We start from the raw sequence: 15362 nt of genomic DNA on the forward strand, positions 1-15362 counted from the left end.
GCAACCCGAACTAGGGTGGTTGAGTGGCTGATCCGTCCTCGTACCGTCCCGCTCCAGGGTCGATCCCCGACTCGCCTGGTGTCTACCGCTTCAGCGACGCCGCCGGGCGGGTGATCTACGTCGGCAAGGCGAAGAACCTGCGCGCCCGGTTGTCGTCGTATTTCCAGGATCTGGTCAACCTGCATCCGCGCACGCAGGCGATGGTGACGACAGCCGCGAAGGTCGAGTGGACCGTCGTCGCGAGCGAGGTCGAGTCGCTCCAGCTGGAGTATTCCTGGATCAAGGAGTACGACCCGCGCTTCAACGTGAAGTACCGCGACGACAAGTCGTATCCGTGGCTCGCCATCACCCTCAACGAGGACTACCCGCGGGTGATGGTCGGCCGGGGCCAGAAGAAGAAGGGCGTGAAGTACTTCGGTCCGTACAGCCACGCCTGGGCGATCCGGGAGACCGTCGACCTGTTGCTGCGGGTGTTCCCGATGCGCTCGTGCAGCAAGGGCGTGTTCAACCGGCACCGCCAGATCGGCCGGCCCTGCCTGCTCGGCTACATCGGCAAGTGCGCCGCCCCCTGCACCGGTCAGGTGAGCCAGGAGGAGCACCGCAAGATCGTCGACGACTTCGCCGCGTTCCTGTCCGGCCAGACCGCGACGTACGTGCGCCGGCTGGAGAAGGAGATGAAGGCGGCCGCGGCCGAGCTCGAGTACGAGCGGGCCGCGAAGATCCGCGACGACCTGGCCGCGCTGGAGAAGGCCCTGGCCAAGAACGCGGTCGTCCTCGGCGACGGGACCGACACCGACGTGATCGCGCTGAGCGAGGACCCACTCGAGGTCGCGGTGCAGATCTTCTACGTCCGCGGCGGCCGGATCCGCGGTGAGCGCGGCTTCATCGCCGACAAGGCCGACGGTACGGCGACCACCGGCGACCTGGTGTCCCGGTTCATCCAGCAGACGTACGCCGGTGATTCGGCCGACGCGATCCCGCGGGAGATCCTGGTTCCGACCGAGCCCGAGGACGTGGACGCGTTGACCGAGTGGCTCTCCGGGCTGCGGGGTTCGAAGGTGTTCATCCGGGTCCCGCAGCGTGGCGACAAGAAGGCGCTGATGGAGACCGTCGAGCGGAACGCGCTGCAGACGCTGACCATGCACAAGACCAAGCGGGCCAGCGATCTGACCACCCGGAACCAGGCGCTGGAGGAGATCCAGGCCGCGCTCGACCTGCCCGAGGCCCCGCTGCGGCTGGAGTGCTACGACGTCTCGAACCTGCAGGGCACCGAGGTGGTCGCCTCGATGGTCGTCTTCGAGGACGGCCTGCCCCGCAAGAGCGAGTACCGCCGGTTCGTGATCAAGGGCGTCGACGGGCAGAACGACGTCGCCTCGATCGCGGAAGTGCTGACGCGAAGGTTCAAGCGGCTGCTGGACGAGCGGGCCACGCTGCAGGAGGACGAGGACCCGTCGGCAGCGCTGATCGACCCGGAGACCGGACGCGCCCGCAAGTTCTCCTACGCCCCCGGACTGGTCGTCGTCGACGGCGGTCCGCCGCAGGTCGCGGCCGCGCGCCAGGCGATGGACGAGCTCGGCCTGGGCGACATCCCGGTCGTCGGCCTGGCCAAGCGGCTGGAGGAGGTCTGGGTCCCGGACGAGGAGGACCCGGTCATCTTCTCCCGCACGTCCGAGGGTCTGTACCTGCTCCAGCGCCTGCGGGACGAGGCCCACCGGTTCGCGATCACCCACCACCGCAACCGGCGCTCGAAGTCGATGGTCGAGAGCGTCCTGGACGAGGTCCCGGGGCTCGGCGAGGTCCGCCGGAAGACGCTGCTGCGGCATTTCGGCTCGCTGAAGAAGTTGCGGCAGGCGACGATCGACGAGGTGGCCGAGCTGCCCGGATTCGGCCGCCGGACGGCGGAGTCCGTCGTACTGGCGGTGAACGCTGCCGCAACGACGGCGGAAACCGGCCGGGCGCCGTCGGTGAATACCGCCACGGGCGAGATACTGGGCGACGACGTCCCGGCGCCGGCCGGGGCGCCCGACGGGGACCCAGGGAGAACTGAGAGCTGATGGACGACACGGGCGGCAACCTGATCATCGTGTCCGGGATGTCCGGCGCGGGACGGAGTTCGGTCGCCGACGTACTGGAAGACCTCGGCTGGTTCGTCGTCGACAACCTGCCGCCGATGTTCCTGACCACCCTCGTCGAGCAGGTCATCGGCACCGGCGCGGCGCCACGGCTCGCGGTCGTCGTCGACGTCCGGACCGGGTTGTTCTTCGAGGAGCTGAGCTCGGCCATCCACGACCTGCGGCTGAAGGGGTACCGGCCGCTGACGCTGTTCCTGGAGGCCTCCGACGACGTGATCGTGCGCCGGCAGGAGAGCGTCCGCCGGCCGCACCCGCTGCAGGGCGAGGGCCGGTTGCTGGACGGGATCCAGCGCGAGCGCGCGCTGCTCGGCGACATCCGGGCCGGCGCCGACCTCGTCATCGACACCTCGAACCTGAACATCCACCAGCTCGCCGCGAAGATCGTGAACGCCTTCGGCGACGAGGAGAACGCCGAGCTCCGGGCGACCGTGGTGTCGTTCGGGTTCAAGTACGGCATCCCGGTGGACGCCGACGTGGTCGCCGACATGCGCTTCATCCCGAACCCGTACTGGCAGCCCGACCTGCGCCCGATGACCGGGCAGGACAAGCCTGTGTCAGACTTCGTGCTCGGCCATCCGCTGGCCCAGCAGTTCCTGCAGAACTACGTGGACGTGCTGGACACCCTGCGGACCGGCTACCTGAACGAGGGCAAGCGCTTCGTCACCGTCGCGATCGGCTGCACCGGGGGAAAGCACCGCAGCGTGGCGATGGCCGAGGAGATCGCCCGGCGGCTGCGTGAGAGAGGGTCACCGACGTTGGTGGTACACCGGGATCTGGGGCGGGAGTGACGCGAGCGCCCCGGGTCGTCGCACTGGGTGGGGGACATGGCTTGGCCGCCTCCCTGTCCGCACTTCGGCACGTCACCGACCAGCTGACGGCAGTCGTGACGGTCGCCGACAACGGCGGCTCGTCCGGTCGCCTGCGGCGTGAGCTCGGCGTGCTGCCACCCGGGGATCTGCGGATGGCGCTGGCCGCGCTGTGTCGCGACGACGAGTGGGGCCGGACCTGGGCGGACGTGCTGCAGCACCGGTTCCGCAGCAACGGTGAGTTGCACGATCACGCGGTCGGCAACCTGCTGATCGTCGCGTTGTGGGAGCTGCTCGGCGAGGCCGTCGACGGGCTCGACTGGGTGGCGCGATTGCTCGGCGCACAAGGGCGCGTGCTGCCGATGTCCGCCGTACCGCTGGACATCACCGCGCGGGTGCTCGGACTGGACCCGGACCATCCGGAGGTGATCACCGAGATCCGCGGCCAGGCCGAGGTGGCGACGACCGAGGGCCAGGTCGTCGACGTCGCGCTCGACCCGGCCGACCCGCCGGCCTGCCCCGAGGCGCTGGTGGCGATCGCGGAGGCCGACTGGGTCGTGGTCGGACCGGGGTCCTGGTTCACGTCGGTGATTCCGAACCTGCTGGTCCCGGCGTTGTCCCGGGCTCTCGAGCAGACCAGCGCGCGTCGTCTGGTGACGCTCAACCTGGGCGAGCAGAAGGGCGAGACCGCCGGCTTCTCGCCCGAGACCCACCTCGAGGTGCTGGCCGCGCACGCCCCCGACCTCCGCATCGACGTCGTGCTGGCCGATACCGACCATGTCCCGGATCCCGCGTCGTTGCGCCGTACGGCGGAATCCCTCGGAGCGGAGGTGGTCATCGCCGACATCGCCGACGACGACCGTCACCTCCACCACGCCCCGGACAAGCTGGCCAAGGTCTACCGGGAGATCTTCGCCTAGCCGGTCAGCTCAGTCGAAGTCGACGTCGAGCTGCTGCTGCTTGTCGTACACCTTCTTGCCCTGGGCATCGAACCCGCGGACCCGCACCTTCTGGATGCCCGCGTTCCCGCCGGTCAGTCCCCAGGTGTAGAAGCCGTTCGAGATCAGCGCGCGGGTCGGGCCCTGCTTCGGCAGATCGACGATGATCTGCGCGACGCCGTCCGGCACCATCTCGAAGTCGAAGTTGTCCGCGAACTTCCCGTTGGCCTGCACCGCACCCCGCGTGTAGTCGTAGGCGCCCTTGGCCGTGGGCGTCAGCATGTGGCACCAGGCGAAGACCCGTTTGTCCGGCGAGATCAGTACGGCGGTGAGCTTGTCACCGGTGCCGGTCTTGAGCGCGACCTTCCAGGACGACGTGACCGGCCCGGCGGCCTTGATCACCGCGTTGGCCGCGGTCGCCGCCCCTCCGTTCTCGAGGTCCTTGAAGTAGATGTCGTCCACTGCACGGCACCGGGTGGTGACCTGTTCGTCGGTCAGCGGACTGACCGGTGGTGCGGGAGCGAGGGCCTTCCCGGTTTGCGGATCCTTCGTGAGCACGACCTGGGGCGTGATCGGGTCGGCGGTCTTGACGGTCACCGTTGGATCGACTGTTGCCTGCGACGGGGGAGAGTACGGCTTCGTGACCTGGTCGTAGACCTTCGTGCCGCCGGCGTCGTAGCCCCGGATCCGGTCCACCGTGATCAGCTTGTCGTTCTTGCCCGGGTTGCCCAGGGTGAGGAACCCATCCGTTCCGACCAGCGCCTCACGAGGACTGCTTTCACCGGTGATGTCCACCAGCGCGCGGGTGACACCAGGGGCAGAAATCTGGAGACCCTGCTCCACGGTCTGTTTCTGCTGGATCCGGCTCCTGAAGGAGATCTCTGTCGTCATGGTGCGCTGGAGGCTCCGCGGCTTCTGCGGGCCGGACATGGTGCAGATGAAGACGACCGACTTGTCCGGCGAGAGAAACAGCGCGTTCAGCACGGACCGGTCGCCGCTCTTCACCACGATCTTCCACCGGGCATCGACAGGACCGGCCTTGTCCATCGTCTGGTGCATCTGAGCCCGGTGCAGGTACGCGGGGTCGTACGCCTTGCAACGGCGCAGGACCTCGGCGTCGGACAGTGGGCTCACCGGAGGTGCCGGAACGACTGTCTTCCCGGTCTCGTTGTCGACGATCCGGCCGGTCTTCGCGTCGATCGTGATGGTCTGGTTCTTCGGCGTGCCCGCCGGTCCCGCGCTCTCGGAACGCGTCGCGGACCAGGCGGCGATGCCGCCGAGGATCGCGGCGGTGGTGACGATCGCTGTGGACGCGGCGGCGATCCGGCTCTTGCGGACCGAACGCCGGGCACGGACGAGGATGTCCCCGACGTCGGTGTGCAGCGGCTGGTCCGAGTCGTCGGCCGCGGCGGCCAGCAGGCGTTCGAGGTCGGTGCTCACGAAGCGCTCCTTTCGGTCTGGTCGAGTAGTTCGCGCAGGCGGCCGAGGCCGCGGGAGGTCTGGCTCTTCACGCCGCCGACACTGATGCCGAGGATGTCGGCGGTCTGTTCGAGGCTGAGGTCGGCGTAGTGCCGCAGCACGACGCACGCGCGCTGGCTGGCTGACAGGTGGTGCAATGCCTCGATGACGAGCAGGCGGTCGTCGACCGATCCGACTGTGTCCGGTAGCGGTCTGAGGTCGTCGCCGGTCTCGTCGAGACGCTCGCGCCGCCACGGCTTCCTGGACTGGTCGAGGACCGCGGTGACGACGCAGCGATGCGCGTAGCCGATCAGGCTGTCGCTGCGGTTGATGCGGTTCCAGTGCCGGTAGACCTTCACCAGAGCGTCCTGCGCCGCGTCCTCGGCCCGGTGCCAGTCGCCGCACATCAGGTACGCCGTACGCCGCAGCCGCCGGATCGTGGTCGCCGCGAACTCGGTGAACTCGGCTTCGTCCCGTGCTTTCATGCCCCTCCTCGTACTCTCGCTGAGGGAACGCGACCAGCCACGGGAAAGGTTGCAGGCCCCCGTAACAGGGTCCCCGATCGGCCCGTTGGTCCTGGTACGACCCCCGAGGGTCTTTGACAGCGGTGGGAGGATGCCTTCATGGCGATGACAGCACAGGTGAAGTCCGAGTTGACCAGTATTCAGGTCACAAAACCCTGTTGCCGCAAGGCCGAGGTGTCGTCCGTGCTGCGCTTCGCGGGCGGGCTGCACCTGGTGTCCGGCCGGATCGTCGTGGAGGCGGAGCTGGACAGCGGTGCGGCGGCCCGGCGGCTGCGCAAGGACATCGCCGAGATCTTCGGGCACCCGTCGGACGTGGTCGTGATCTCCCCGTCCGGAATCCGGAAGCAGACCAAGTACGTCGTCCGCGTCGTGCGCGACGGCGACGCGCTGGCGCGGCAGACCGGCCTCGTGGACAACCGCGGCCGGCCCGTGCGGGGCCTCCCGCCCGCGGTCGTCTCCGGCGCGTCCTGCGACGCGGTGGCGGCTTGGCGCGGAGCCTTCCTGGCGCACGGCTCGCTGACCGAGCCCGGCCGGTCGTCCTCGCTCGAGGTGACCTGCCCCGGTCCGGAAGCGGCGCTCGCGCTGGTCGGTGCGGCCCGCCGGCTCGGCATCGGCTCCAAAGCCCGCGAGGTGCGCAACGTCGACCGCGTGGTGATCCGGGACGGCGACGCGATCGGCGCCCTGCTGACCCGGCTCGGCGCGCACGAGTCGGTGCTCGCATGGGAGGAGCGGCGGATGCGCCGCGAGGTCCGCGCGACCGCGAACCGGCTCGCCAACTTCGACGACGCGAACCTGCGCCGCTCCGCCCGCGCGGCGGTCGCCGCGGGCGCCCGGGTCGAACGCGCGCTGGAGATCCTCGGCGACGACGTACCCGATCACCTGCAGGTGGCCGGCAAGCTGCGGCTGGAGCACAAGCAGGCCAGCCTCGAGGAGCTCGGTCAGCTGCACGAGCCGGCCCTCACCAAGGACGCGGTGGCCGGCCGGATCCGCCGGCTGCTGGCGATGGCCGACAAGCGGGCCGCCGACCTCGGGATCCCGAACACCGAGGCCAACCTGACCCCGGAGATGCTCGACCCGGCGTAGGTCCACGTCACCAGCAGGACAACTGGTATTCAACTCGCTGCCCCGGAAGATTTCCGGGGCAGTGGTGCGTGGGGGTGGTCTGCTGCGAAAGCTTCCGCTCAGTGCGGGTGGTCTGCTGTGGACACTACCAGTTGGCTCACTGGGCTGTTGGGCTAATGTTCGGGCTGTAGCGGCAGTGCTCGAAAGCTAGTTCTGAGGAGACGCAGTCCCGTGACCGTACGCGTAGGTATCAACGGCTTCGGCCGGATCGGCCGTAACTTCTTCCGCGCCGCGCAGGCGTCCGGTGCCGACATCGAGGTCGTCGCCGTCAATGACTTGACCGACAACCAGACTCTCGCTCACCTGCTGAAGTACGACTCGATCCTGGGCCGCTTCCCGGGCGAGGTCTCCGCCACCGACGACGACATCACCGTCGCCGGCAAGAGCTTCAAGGCGTTCGCCGAGCGCGACCCCGCGAACCTGAAGTGGTCCGACGTCGGCGCCGACGTGGTGATCGAGTCGACCGGCTTCTTCACCGACGCCACCAAGGCCAAGACGCACGCCGACAACGGCGCCAAGAAGGTCATCATCTCCGCCCCGGCGAAGAACGAGGACCTGACCGTGGTGATGGGCGTGAACCACGAGCTGTACGACGCCGAGAAGCACACCGTGATCTCGAACGCGTCCTGCACCACGAACTGCATCGCCCCGCTGGCCAAGGTCCTGCACGACGCGTTCACGATCGAGCGGGGTCTGATGACCACGATCCACGCGTACACCCAGGACCAGAACCTGCAGGATGGCCCGCACAAGGACCTGCGCCGCGCCCGCGCCGCCGCGCTGAACATCGTGCCGACCTCGACCGGCGCCGCGAAGGCGATCGGCCTGGTGCTGCCGGAGCTCAAGGGCAAGCTGGACGGCTACGCGCTGCGGGTCCCGGTCCCGACCGGCTCGGCCACCGACCTGACCGTCACCGTCGGCCGCGAGGTCAGCGTCGACGAGGTCAAGGACGCCTACAAGGCGGCCGCCGCCGAGGGCACCCTGAAGGGCTACCTGACGTACACCGAGGACGAGATCGTCTCCACCGATATCGTCACCGACCCGGCCTCCTGCATCTTCGACGCGGGCCTGACCAAGGTGATCGGCAACCAGGTCAAGGTCGTCGGCTGGTACGACAACGAGTGGGGCTACTCGAACCGCCTCGTCGACCTGGTCAACCACGTCGGCGCTTCGCTCTGACCCTTCACATCCACAGCCTGCGTCCGGACGGCCTGGTGCTCACCGGACGCAGGCTCGTGCCCGAGCCTGAGGAAAGCTGAACCGTGAAGACCATCGAAGACCTCGGCGACCTGGGCGGGCTGCGGGTGCTGGTCCGCTCCGACCTGAACGTGCCGATCAAGGACGAGACGATCGGCGACGACGGCCGCATCCGCGCGTCGCTGCCGACGCTGATCAAGCTGGCCAGGGCCGGCGCGAAGGTGATCGTCACCGCGCACCTGGGCCGCCCCAAGGGCAAGCCCAACCCGGAGTTCACCCTGGCCCCGGTGGCCAAGCGGCTCGGCGAGCTGCTGCAGCCCGAGGGCATCACCGTGCACTTCGCCACCGATGTCACCGGTGACAGCGCGCAGACCGCCGTACAGAAGCTGGACGAGGGTGAGGTCCTGCTGCTCGAGAACGTGCGGTACGACCCGCGCGAGGAGAGCAAGGACGAGGCCGAGCGGGGTGCTCTGGCCGACGAACTGGCGGCGCTCGCGGACGTGTTCGTCAGCGACGGCTTCGGTGTCGTGCACCGCAAGCAGGCCAGCGTGTACGACGTCGCCCGCAAGCTGCCGCACGCCGCCGGTGGGCTGGTGCTCGCCGAGGTCGGCGTACTGAAGAAGCTGACCGAGGACCCGGCCCGCCCGTACGTCGTCGTGCTCGGCGGCGCGAAGGTGTCGGACAAGCTCGCGGTGATCGACAACCTGCTGGCCAAGGCCGACAAGCTGCTGATCGGCGGCGGCATGGTCTTCACCTTCCTGAAGGCGCAGGGCCACGAGGTTGGCAAGAGCCTGCTCGAGGACGACCAGCTGGACACGGTCAAGGGCTACCTGGAGACCGCGAGGTCGAAGGGTGTCGAGATCGTGCTGCCGACCGACATCGTGGTCGCGCCCGAGTTCAAGGCGGACTCGCCGGCGACCGTGGTCGCCGCGGACGCGATCCCGGCCGACCAGCTCGGTCTGGACATCGGCCCGGAGTCCGGCAAGGCGTTCGCCGCCGAGATCGCCGGCGCGAAGACGGTGTTCTGGAACGGGCCGATGGGGGTCTTCGAGATGGCCGCGTTCGCCGGCGGAACCAAGGCCGTCGCGCAGGCGTTGACCGAGGTGGACGGGCTGAGCGTCGTCGGTGGCGGTGACTCGGCCGCGGCGGTGCGCCAGCTAGGCTTCGCGGACGACGCGTTCGGGCACATCTCCACCGGTGGTGGGGCGTCGCTCGAATACCTGGAGGGCAAGGAGCTCCCTGGTCTCGCCGTACTGGAAGAGGATTGAGACACATGGCCGACAGCACAGCTGCCCGTACGCCGTTGATGGCGGGCAACTGGAAGATGAACCTCAACCACGTCGAGGCCGTGCACCTGCTGCAGAAGCTGTCGTGGACGCTGCAGGACAAGAAGCACGACTACGAACGGGTCGAGGTCGCGGTGCTGCCGCCGTTCACCGACATCCGCAGCGTGCAGACGCTGGTCGACGGTGATCGGATGAAGATCAAGTACGGCGCCCAGGACGTGTCGACGCACGACGCGGGCGCCTACACCGGCGAGATCTCGGCCGCGATGCTGAGCAAGCTCGGCTGCACCTACGTGCTGACCGGTCACTCCGAACGCCGGCAGTACCACAACGAGGACGACGCGCTGGTCAACGCCAAGACGGCCAAGGCGCTCGAGGCCGGGCTGATCCCGATCGTCTGTGTCGGCGAGGGCCTGGAGGTCCGCAAGGCCGGCGAGCAGGTCGAGTACACGCTGGCCCAGGTGGACGGCGCGCTGGCCGGGCTGAAGCAGGACGACGTCCGGAAGCTCGTCTTCGCCTACGAGCCGGTGTGGGCGATCGGCACCGGCGAGGTGGCCACTCCGGAGGACGCGCAGGAGGTCTGTGCGGAGATCCGCGGGCGGCTGGAGGAGACGATCTCACCGTCCGTCGCCGACTCGGTACGGATTCTTTACGGTGGATCGGTGAAGATGGCCAGCGCAGGTGGCATCATGGCCCAACCGGATGTCGACGGCTGCCTGGTCGGGGGCGCGAGCCTCCAGGCCGACGAGTTCGCCGGTATCTGCCGTTACCTGGACCTTCAGTTAGGCTACTCCTCGTGATTCTCGCTTTTTCGATCGTCGTCATCATCTGCAGCCTGATGCTCACCCTGCTGGTGCTGCTGCACAAAGGCCGCGGTGGCGGTCTGTCCGACCTGTTCGGCGGCGGTGTGTCGTCCAGCCTGGGCGGCTCCTCGGTCGCCGAGCGGAACCTGGACCGGATCACGATCGGCATCGGTCTGGTCTGGTTCGCCGCGATCGTCGCGCTCGGCCTGCTCTACAAGCTCGGCTGAGGGGCGGGTTCCCGTGGCTGGTGGTGGCAGTGCTATTCGTGGCAGCCGGGTCGGTGCCGGGCCGATGGGCGAGGAGGAGCGTGGTGAAACCGCGCCCCGTCAGCGCATCGTGTTCTTCTGTGCCAACGGGCACGAGACCGCGACGGTGTTCGCGGTCGAGGCGGCCATCCCGGAGGCGTGGGACTGTCCGCGGTGCGGTCTGCCGACCAGCACCGATGTGAACAACCCGCCTCCGCCGCCGAAGATCGAGCCCTACAAGACGCACCTGGCCTACGTGAAGGAACGGCGCTCCGAGCAGGAGGCGGCCGAGATCCTCGAGGAGGCCTTGGAGAAGCTCCGCGCCCGGCGTGCCCGCGGCGAGGTCATCTTCTGACGGACGGCACGGACAGCCCGGACCGATGAGCCATCGGCCCGGGCTGTGTCGTTCGCGCCTCTTCGTGTCCACCCACTGACCGTCGGTGCGGAGTACCCGCTAAGGTCTGCGGCATGAAGTCGTCGATCGCGCCCGTCCGCTGGACACCGCCGCCCGCGCCGCCGGCGCGGCACCCGAAGACCGTCGACGTGGAAGTGGTCGCGGTGCCAGGGCCAGGTCCGGAAGACGCCTTGATCGACGATGACGGCAGCGTGCTGACCGGTCTGCTGGACGGGCGGATCCTGCGCGTGAGTGCGGACGGCAAGACGATCACGACCGTCGCCGACACCGGCGGCCGGCCGCTCGGACTCGAGTGGCTGCCTGACGGCAAGGTGCTGATCTGCGACGCGAACCGCGGCCTGCTGACGCTCGACAAGGACGGCCGGGTGACGACCCTGCTGTCCGAGATCGACGGCCGCCCGATGCGCTTCTGCAACAACGCGGATGTGACGCCGGACGGCACGATCTACTTCACCGACTCGTCCACGCGGTTCGGCGTCGACGAGTGGATGGCGGATCTGCTCGAGCACTCCACGACCGGCAGTGTCTACCGCCTGACTCCGGACGGCGAGGTGACCCGGCTGACGACCGGCCGAGCCTTCCCGAACGGCGTTGCCCTCAGCGGCGATCGCCGTACCCTCTTCTGGGCCGAGACCGCGACGTACGCGCTCTACAAGCTCGACCTCACCGTGGAGGGCGCTGAGCCCGTGCAGGTGGCCGCGATCCCTGGGTTGCCGGACAACATCGCTCGCGGCTCGGACGGCCTGATCTGGGTGGCCGTCGGCTCGCCGCGCAATGCGGTGCTCGACTTCCTGCTGCCCAAGCAACCGGCCCTGCGCAAAGTCGTCTGGAGCCTGCCCGACGCCCTGAAGCCGAAGGCCGCCGACATCATCGAGATCCAGGCGTACGACGACGCCGGCACGCTGGTGCACGACCTCCGGGCCAAGCACCCCGACTTCCACATGCCCACCGGTGTGCGGGAGCGCGACGGCCGGGTCTGGCTCGGCAGCATCGGAACCAGCTCCCTGGCCACCTTCCGGACCCCACCCCGCTAGCCGGCTGCCCGCAAGCCCATTCGTTAGGGTGCGGGCATGCGATTCGGGATCACGATCCTGCCGGAGTACCGGTGGAAGGACGCCGCGCGGTTGTGGCGGCGGGCGGAGGAGCTCGGCTTCGACCACGCCTGGACGTACGACCACCTGACCTGGAGTGGCCTGCAGGACTCGCCCTGGTACGGGACGACGCCGACCCTGACGGCGGCGGCACTGGTGACGACGACGATCAAGCTCGGCACCTTTGTGACCTCGCCGAACTTCCGTCATCCGCTGGCGCTGACCCGCGACATCCTCGCGCTCGACGACGTGTCCGACGGACGTTTTCTCTGTGGCATCGGCTCGGGCGGCAGCCTCGACGCGACCATCCAGGGCGGTCCGGACCTGACGCCGCGGCAGAAGGTGGATCGCTTCGAGGAGTTCGTCGTACTGCTGGACAAGCTGCTGACCACGGACGGCGTCGACTTCCGGGGCGAGTACTTCGAGACCCGCAACGGCCGGACGTTGCCCGGGTGTGTGCAGCAGCCGCGGGTGCCGTTCATCATGGCCGCCAACGGGCCGCGTTCACTCCGGCTGGCGGTGAAGTTCGGCGCCGGGTGGGTGACGACCGGCCCGAAGTCGCCGGACTTCGAGACCTGGTTCGCCGCGGTCACGGACCTCAGCCACCGCCTGGACGACGTACTGGAAGGCCGCCCGTTCGACCGCTACCTCGCCCTCGACTCGGCTCGTTACTCGCTCTCCAGCCCCGCAGCCTTCGAGGACGTCGTCAGCCGCGCCGCCGCCCTCGGCTTCACCGACGTGATCACCCACTGGCCCCGCCCCGAAGGCGTCTACGCCGGCTCCGAGGACACCCTGGAGAAGATCGTCACCGACGTGATTCCCCGCTTGCGCTAAGTACGCCGGCCCCAGGCGGGGACGGCGAAGGGGCCGCACACCGGTGTGGTGTGCGGCCCCTCCATCAGTTGCGAGAAGGGTGATCCAGGATCAGATCGGACGGATGTTCTCCGCCTGCAGGCCCTTCTGGCCCTGGGTGATCTCGAACTCGACGCGCTGGTTCTCGTCCAGGGAACGGAAGCCCGAGGTCTGGATGGCCGAGTAGTGCGCGAACACGTCCGCGCCACCGTCATCCGGGGTGATGAAGCCGAAGCCCTTGTCAGCGTTGAACCACTTGACAGTACCGACAGCCATTTGTGTCTATCTCCTTGATGGCTTGTAACAAACCGCGACCCACACCTCATGAGCCACGTGTCGCCGAAAGGCCCCAGAAGACAGAACCGGCCATGCAGCACAGCGAAAGTCAGTGGGAGTCCAAAAGTGCAACGCGATAACTGTAGCCGATCTGCGGCCGCGTGGAAGGGGTGACCAGGAACACGTGTCGCTGATTGTCGCCGCCCGCCACGCTGTGTGGCCGCTCGGATCCAGGTCCGCGAGGTCCGGTCCGGACCCGGAAACCCCGCGCCGACCTGCTGGTTCGCGCTCGCGAGCGGGGTTCGCGGGATGGCAACGAAGGACAATCCATCGGTACGCCGGGTGATGGGCGCGTCGAATTGATCGATTTTCCCGGCGTGTCGCGCGGCTCTGGACATTCGTTGCGCCGCGCGCAATCGTGAGCCACCACAAGCCGAGGGAGACGTTGGTTGATCGTCAAAGTAACTCGCAGCGGCGGTTTCGCCGGTCTGAAGGCTCAAGGCGAGCTGGACACCAGCGCAGAGCCGGACACGGATCGGCTCGAGGCCGCAGTGCATGCGCTGGGCTCGGCTGACCTCGGCTCCGGCCGCCCGCAGCCGGACCGCTACGTCTATCGGCTGGAGGTGCGTGACGCCCCGGATGCGGACGCCACGCACCACACCGTCGCCGAGCAGGACCTGGACGAGACCACCGCGTGGTTACTGGACCGGGTCCTGCGGCACTAAGCCCAGTCGATCTCCGGCGCGCGGTAGAAGTTGACGCCGAGCACGTCCCACCGCGTCGCCTGGCCGGCCAGACGGACCTTGTACGTCGTCCAGTCCAGCGCGGACGCCGGCGACCAACCGAGCTCGGCGATCCCCGGCAGCCGCGGGAAGGCCATGAACTCGAGCTTGGCCATGTCGTCGAGGGTCTCCGACCACAGTGGCCCCTCGACGCCGATCACGGCGCTCTCAGCGAGGCCTGGGATGAGTGTCGCGGGATCCCAGCTATAGGACGTCTCCACGCTGATCAAACCGGCCCAGTCGAGCCCGTACGGCGTGTCCTGGTCGTACTTCATGTCCAGGTACGCGCGGTTGGCCGGCGACATCACCACCTCGGCACCCTGGGCCGCGGCGTTGCGCGTGAGGTCCTGCGCCCGGTCGTCGTCGGTTCCCCAGTACTGGACGATGCTGCCGGCCGGCAGCGAGGCGTCGGCGATCTCGTGCCAGCCCATCACCCGCTTGCCGTGCTTGACGACCAGCTCGGCCGCCTTCGGCACGAACGCGAGGTAGTCCGAGTGCGGAGTCGAGTGCGCCTCGTCCCCACCGAGATGGATGACGTCACCCGGGGTCTGCTCGGCCACCTCCCGGAACACGTCGTCGAGGAACTCGTAGGTGAGGTCCTTGTGCACCGCGAGCGAGCTGAACCCCACCTCGGTGGCGGTGTAGTACGGCGGCGCCTCGCCGTCGGCGTTCAGGTCCGCGTACGACGACAACGCCGCGTTGGTGTGTCCCGGGGTGTCGATCTCGGGCACCACGGTCATGAACCGGTCCGCGGCGTACATCACGATCTCGGCGTAGTCCGCCTTCGTGTAGTGGCCGCCCGGCCCGCCACCGACCTCGGAGCTGGCGCCGTGCTTGGTCAGATCCGGCCACGAGTCCACCTGGACGCGCCAGCCCTGGTCGTCCGACAGGTGCAGGTGGAGCCGGTTGAGCTTGTAGAGCGACGCGAGGTCGATGCACCGCTTGATCTCCGCGACGGAGCGGAAGTGCCGGGACACGTCGACCATGACGCCGCGATAGGGGTAGCGCGGTGCGTCGGAGATCTCTACACCGTCGATCTCCCATGGACCAGCCTGCTCGGTGCCGGCCTCGGCCTTGGCGGGGAGCAGCTGACGGAGGGTGGTGACTCCGCGGAAGAGGCCTTCCGGTGTAGCGGCGGTGACGGTCACAGCCGTGCTATCCACGCGGAGCTCATACCCCTCCGCCCCGAGCGAGCTCGGTCCGTCGGTGGAGAGCGTGATAGTGCCGGTGCCTGGCTCGACAGGCAGTGGGAAGCCTGTGGAGACGCGTAGCAGGGTGGCGAGGTGGTCGGCCACCCGGCTGGCGGCGTCGGAGTCACCGACCAGGCCGACAGTGGCAGAGGACTGCAGCGTGAAGGTCTGGTCGGGCAGGGGGCTCTGGGTGACAGGTTGCGGAATCAGGGTGGGCTCCGGTGGGTGCGTGAGTTGTTAGGAAG

Annotated in this window: 16 protein-coding genes; 12 read left to right on the forward strand and 4 right to left on the reverse strand. The window is 68.5% G+C overall.

The window, feature by feature from the left end; genetic code table 11:
- Positions 1–23 precede the first annotated feature (23 nt).
- The 3 genes from uvrC to OG876_RS33375 are packed head-to-tail and all read left to right on the forward strand — an operon-like array spanning position 24 to position 3858.
- Positions 24–2054 carry an excinuclease ABC subunit UvrC gene (gene uvrC, locus OG876_RS33365; RefSeq protein ID WP_328520662.1) on the forward strand — a complete coding sequence of 677 codons (2031 nt, stop codon included), beginning with the start codon at positions 24–26 and terminating at the stop codon, positions 2052–2054.
- Positions 2054–2920 (forward strand): RNase adapter RapZ, encoded by an 867-nt coding sequence (gene rapZ / locus OG876_RS33370; protein ID WP_328520663.1) that lies wholly within the window; start codon positions 2054–2056, stop codon positions 2918–2920. Before uvrC ends, rapZ begins: the two co-directional genes overlap by 1 nt.
- Positions 2917–3858, forward strand: coding sequence for a gluconeogenesis factor YvcK family protein (locus OG876_RS33375; RefSeq protein WP_442914045.1), 942 nt, complete (start codon positions 2917–2919; stop codon positions 3856–3858). The genes rapZ and OG876_RS33375 overlap by 4 nt, the downstream gene beginning before the upstream one ends.
- Positions 3859–3867: 9 nt before the next feature.
- Here OG876_RS33375 and OG876_RS33380 read toward each other — a convergent pair whose 3' ends face one another.
- Together OG876_RS33380 and OG876_RS33385 are read right to left on the reverse strand one after the other, a co-directional pair.
- Positions 3868–5316: a hypothetical protein gene (locus OG876_RS33380; protein WP_328520665.1), complete on the reverse strand. Its 1449-nt coding sequence runs from the start codon at positions 5314–5316 to the stop codon at positions 3868–3870.
- A complete protein-coding gene (locus OG876_RS33385; protein WP_328520666.1) occupies positions 5313–5819 on the reverse strand; it encodes a SigE family RNA polymerase sigma factor in 507 nt (168 codons plus the stop codon). The genes OG876_RS33380 and OG876_RS33385 overlap by 4 nt, the downstream gene beginning before the upstream one ends.
- A 138-nt stretch (positions 5820–5957) precedes the next feature.
- Here OG876_RS33385 and whiA point away from each other — a divergent pair, with 138 nt between their 5' ends.
- From whiA to OG876_RS33425, 8 genes are all read left to right on the forward strand, one after another.
- Entirely contained in the window at positions 5958–6941 is a 984-nt protein-coding gene (gene whiA / locus OG876_RS33390; RefSeq protein WP_328520667.1) for a DNA-binding protein WhiA, read from the forward strand.
- 210 nt (positions 6942–7151) lie between these two features.
- Positions 7152–8159 carry a type I glyceraldehyde-3-phosphate dehydrogenase gene (gene gap, locus OG876_RS33395; protein ID WP_328520668.1) on the forward strand — a complete coding sequence of 336 codons (1008 nt, stop codon included), beginning with the start codon at positions 7152–7154 and terminating at the stop codon, positions 8157–8159.
- Between the two features lie 83 nt (positions 8160–8242).
- Entirely contained in the window at positions 8243–9445 is a 1203-nt protein-coding gene (locus OG876_RS33400) for a phosphoglycerate kinase (RefSeq protein ID WP_328520669.1), read from the forward strand.
- 5 nt (positions 9446–9450) lie between these two features.
- Positions 9451–10263, forward strand: coding sequence for a triose-phosphate isomerase (gene tpiA / locus OG876_RS33405; protein ID WP_328520670.1), 813 nt, complete (start codon positions 9451–9453; stop codon positions 10261–10263).
- Positions 10260–10493 carry a preprotein translocase subunit SecG gene (gene secG / locus OG876_RS33410; RefSeq protein WP_328520671.1) on the forward strand — a complete coding sequence of 78 codons (234 nt, stop codon included), beginning with the start codon at positions 10260–10262 and terminating at the stop codon, positions 10491–10493. The genes tpiA and secG overlap by 4 nt, the downstream gene beginning before the upstream one ends.
- Before the next feature lie 13 nt (positions 10494–10506).
- The gene (locus OG876_RS33415; protein ID WP_405066820.1) at positions 10507–10866 is read left to right on the forward strand and encodes an RNA polymerase-binding protein RbpA; all 360 of its coding nucleotides are present in this window, start codon (positions 10507–10509) and stop codon (positions 10864–10866) included.
- Positions 10867–10979: 113 nt separating this feature from the next.
- Entirely contained in the window at positions 10980–11960 is a 981-nt protein-coding gene (locus OG876_RS33420; RefSeq protein WP_328520673.1) for an SMP-30/gluconolactonase/LRE family protein, read from the forward strand.
- A 36-nt stretch (positions 11961–11996) separates the two neighbouring features.
- Positions 11997–12851: an LLM class flavin-dependent oxidoreductase gene (locus OG876_RS33425; RefSeq protein ID WP_328520674.1), complete on the forward strand. Its 855-nt coding sequence runs from the start codon at positions 11997–11999 to the stop codon at positions 12849–12851.
- Between the two features lie 90 nt (positions 12852–12941).
- On the opposite strand, the gene OG876_RS33430 is transcribed toward OG876_RS33425, so the two are convergent.
- Positions 12942–13145, reverse strand: a complete 204-nt coding sequence (locus OG876_RS33430; protein WP_012921273.1) for a cold-shock protein — start codon at positions 13143–13145, stop codon at positions 12942–12944.
- A 449-nt stretch (positions 13146–13594) separates the two neighbouring features.
- Here OG876_RS33430 and OG876_RS33435 point away from each other — a divergent pair, with 449 nt between their 5' ends.
- Positions 13595–13870 (forward strand): protealysin inhibitor emfourin, encoded by a 276-nt coding sequence (locus tag OG876_RS33435; RefSeq protein ID WP_328520675.1) that lies wholly within the window; start codon positions 13595–13597, stop codon positions 13868–13870.
- Here the strand turns inward: OG876_RS33435 and OG876_RS33440 are convergent.
- Positions 13867–15327, reverse strand: coding sequence for a beta-N-acetylhexosaminidase (locus OG876_RS33440; RefSeq protein ID WP_328526989.1), 1461 nt, complete (start codon positions 15325–15327; stop codon positions 13867–13869). The genes OG876_RS33435 and OG876_RS33440 overlap by 4 nt on opposite strands.
- Between the last annotated feature and the right edge of the window lie 35 nt (positions 15328–15362).

It is taken from the genome of Kribbella sp. NBC_00359 (assembly GCF_036097425.1).
Lineage (GTDB): Bacteria > Actinomycetota > Actinomycetes > Propionibacteriales > Kribbellaceae > Kribbella.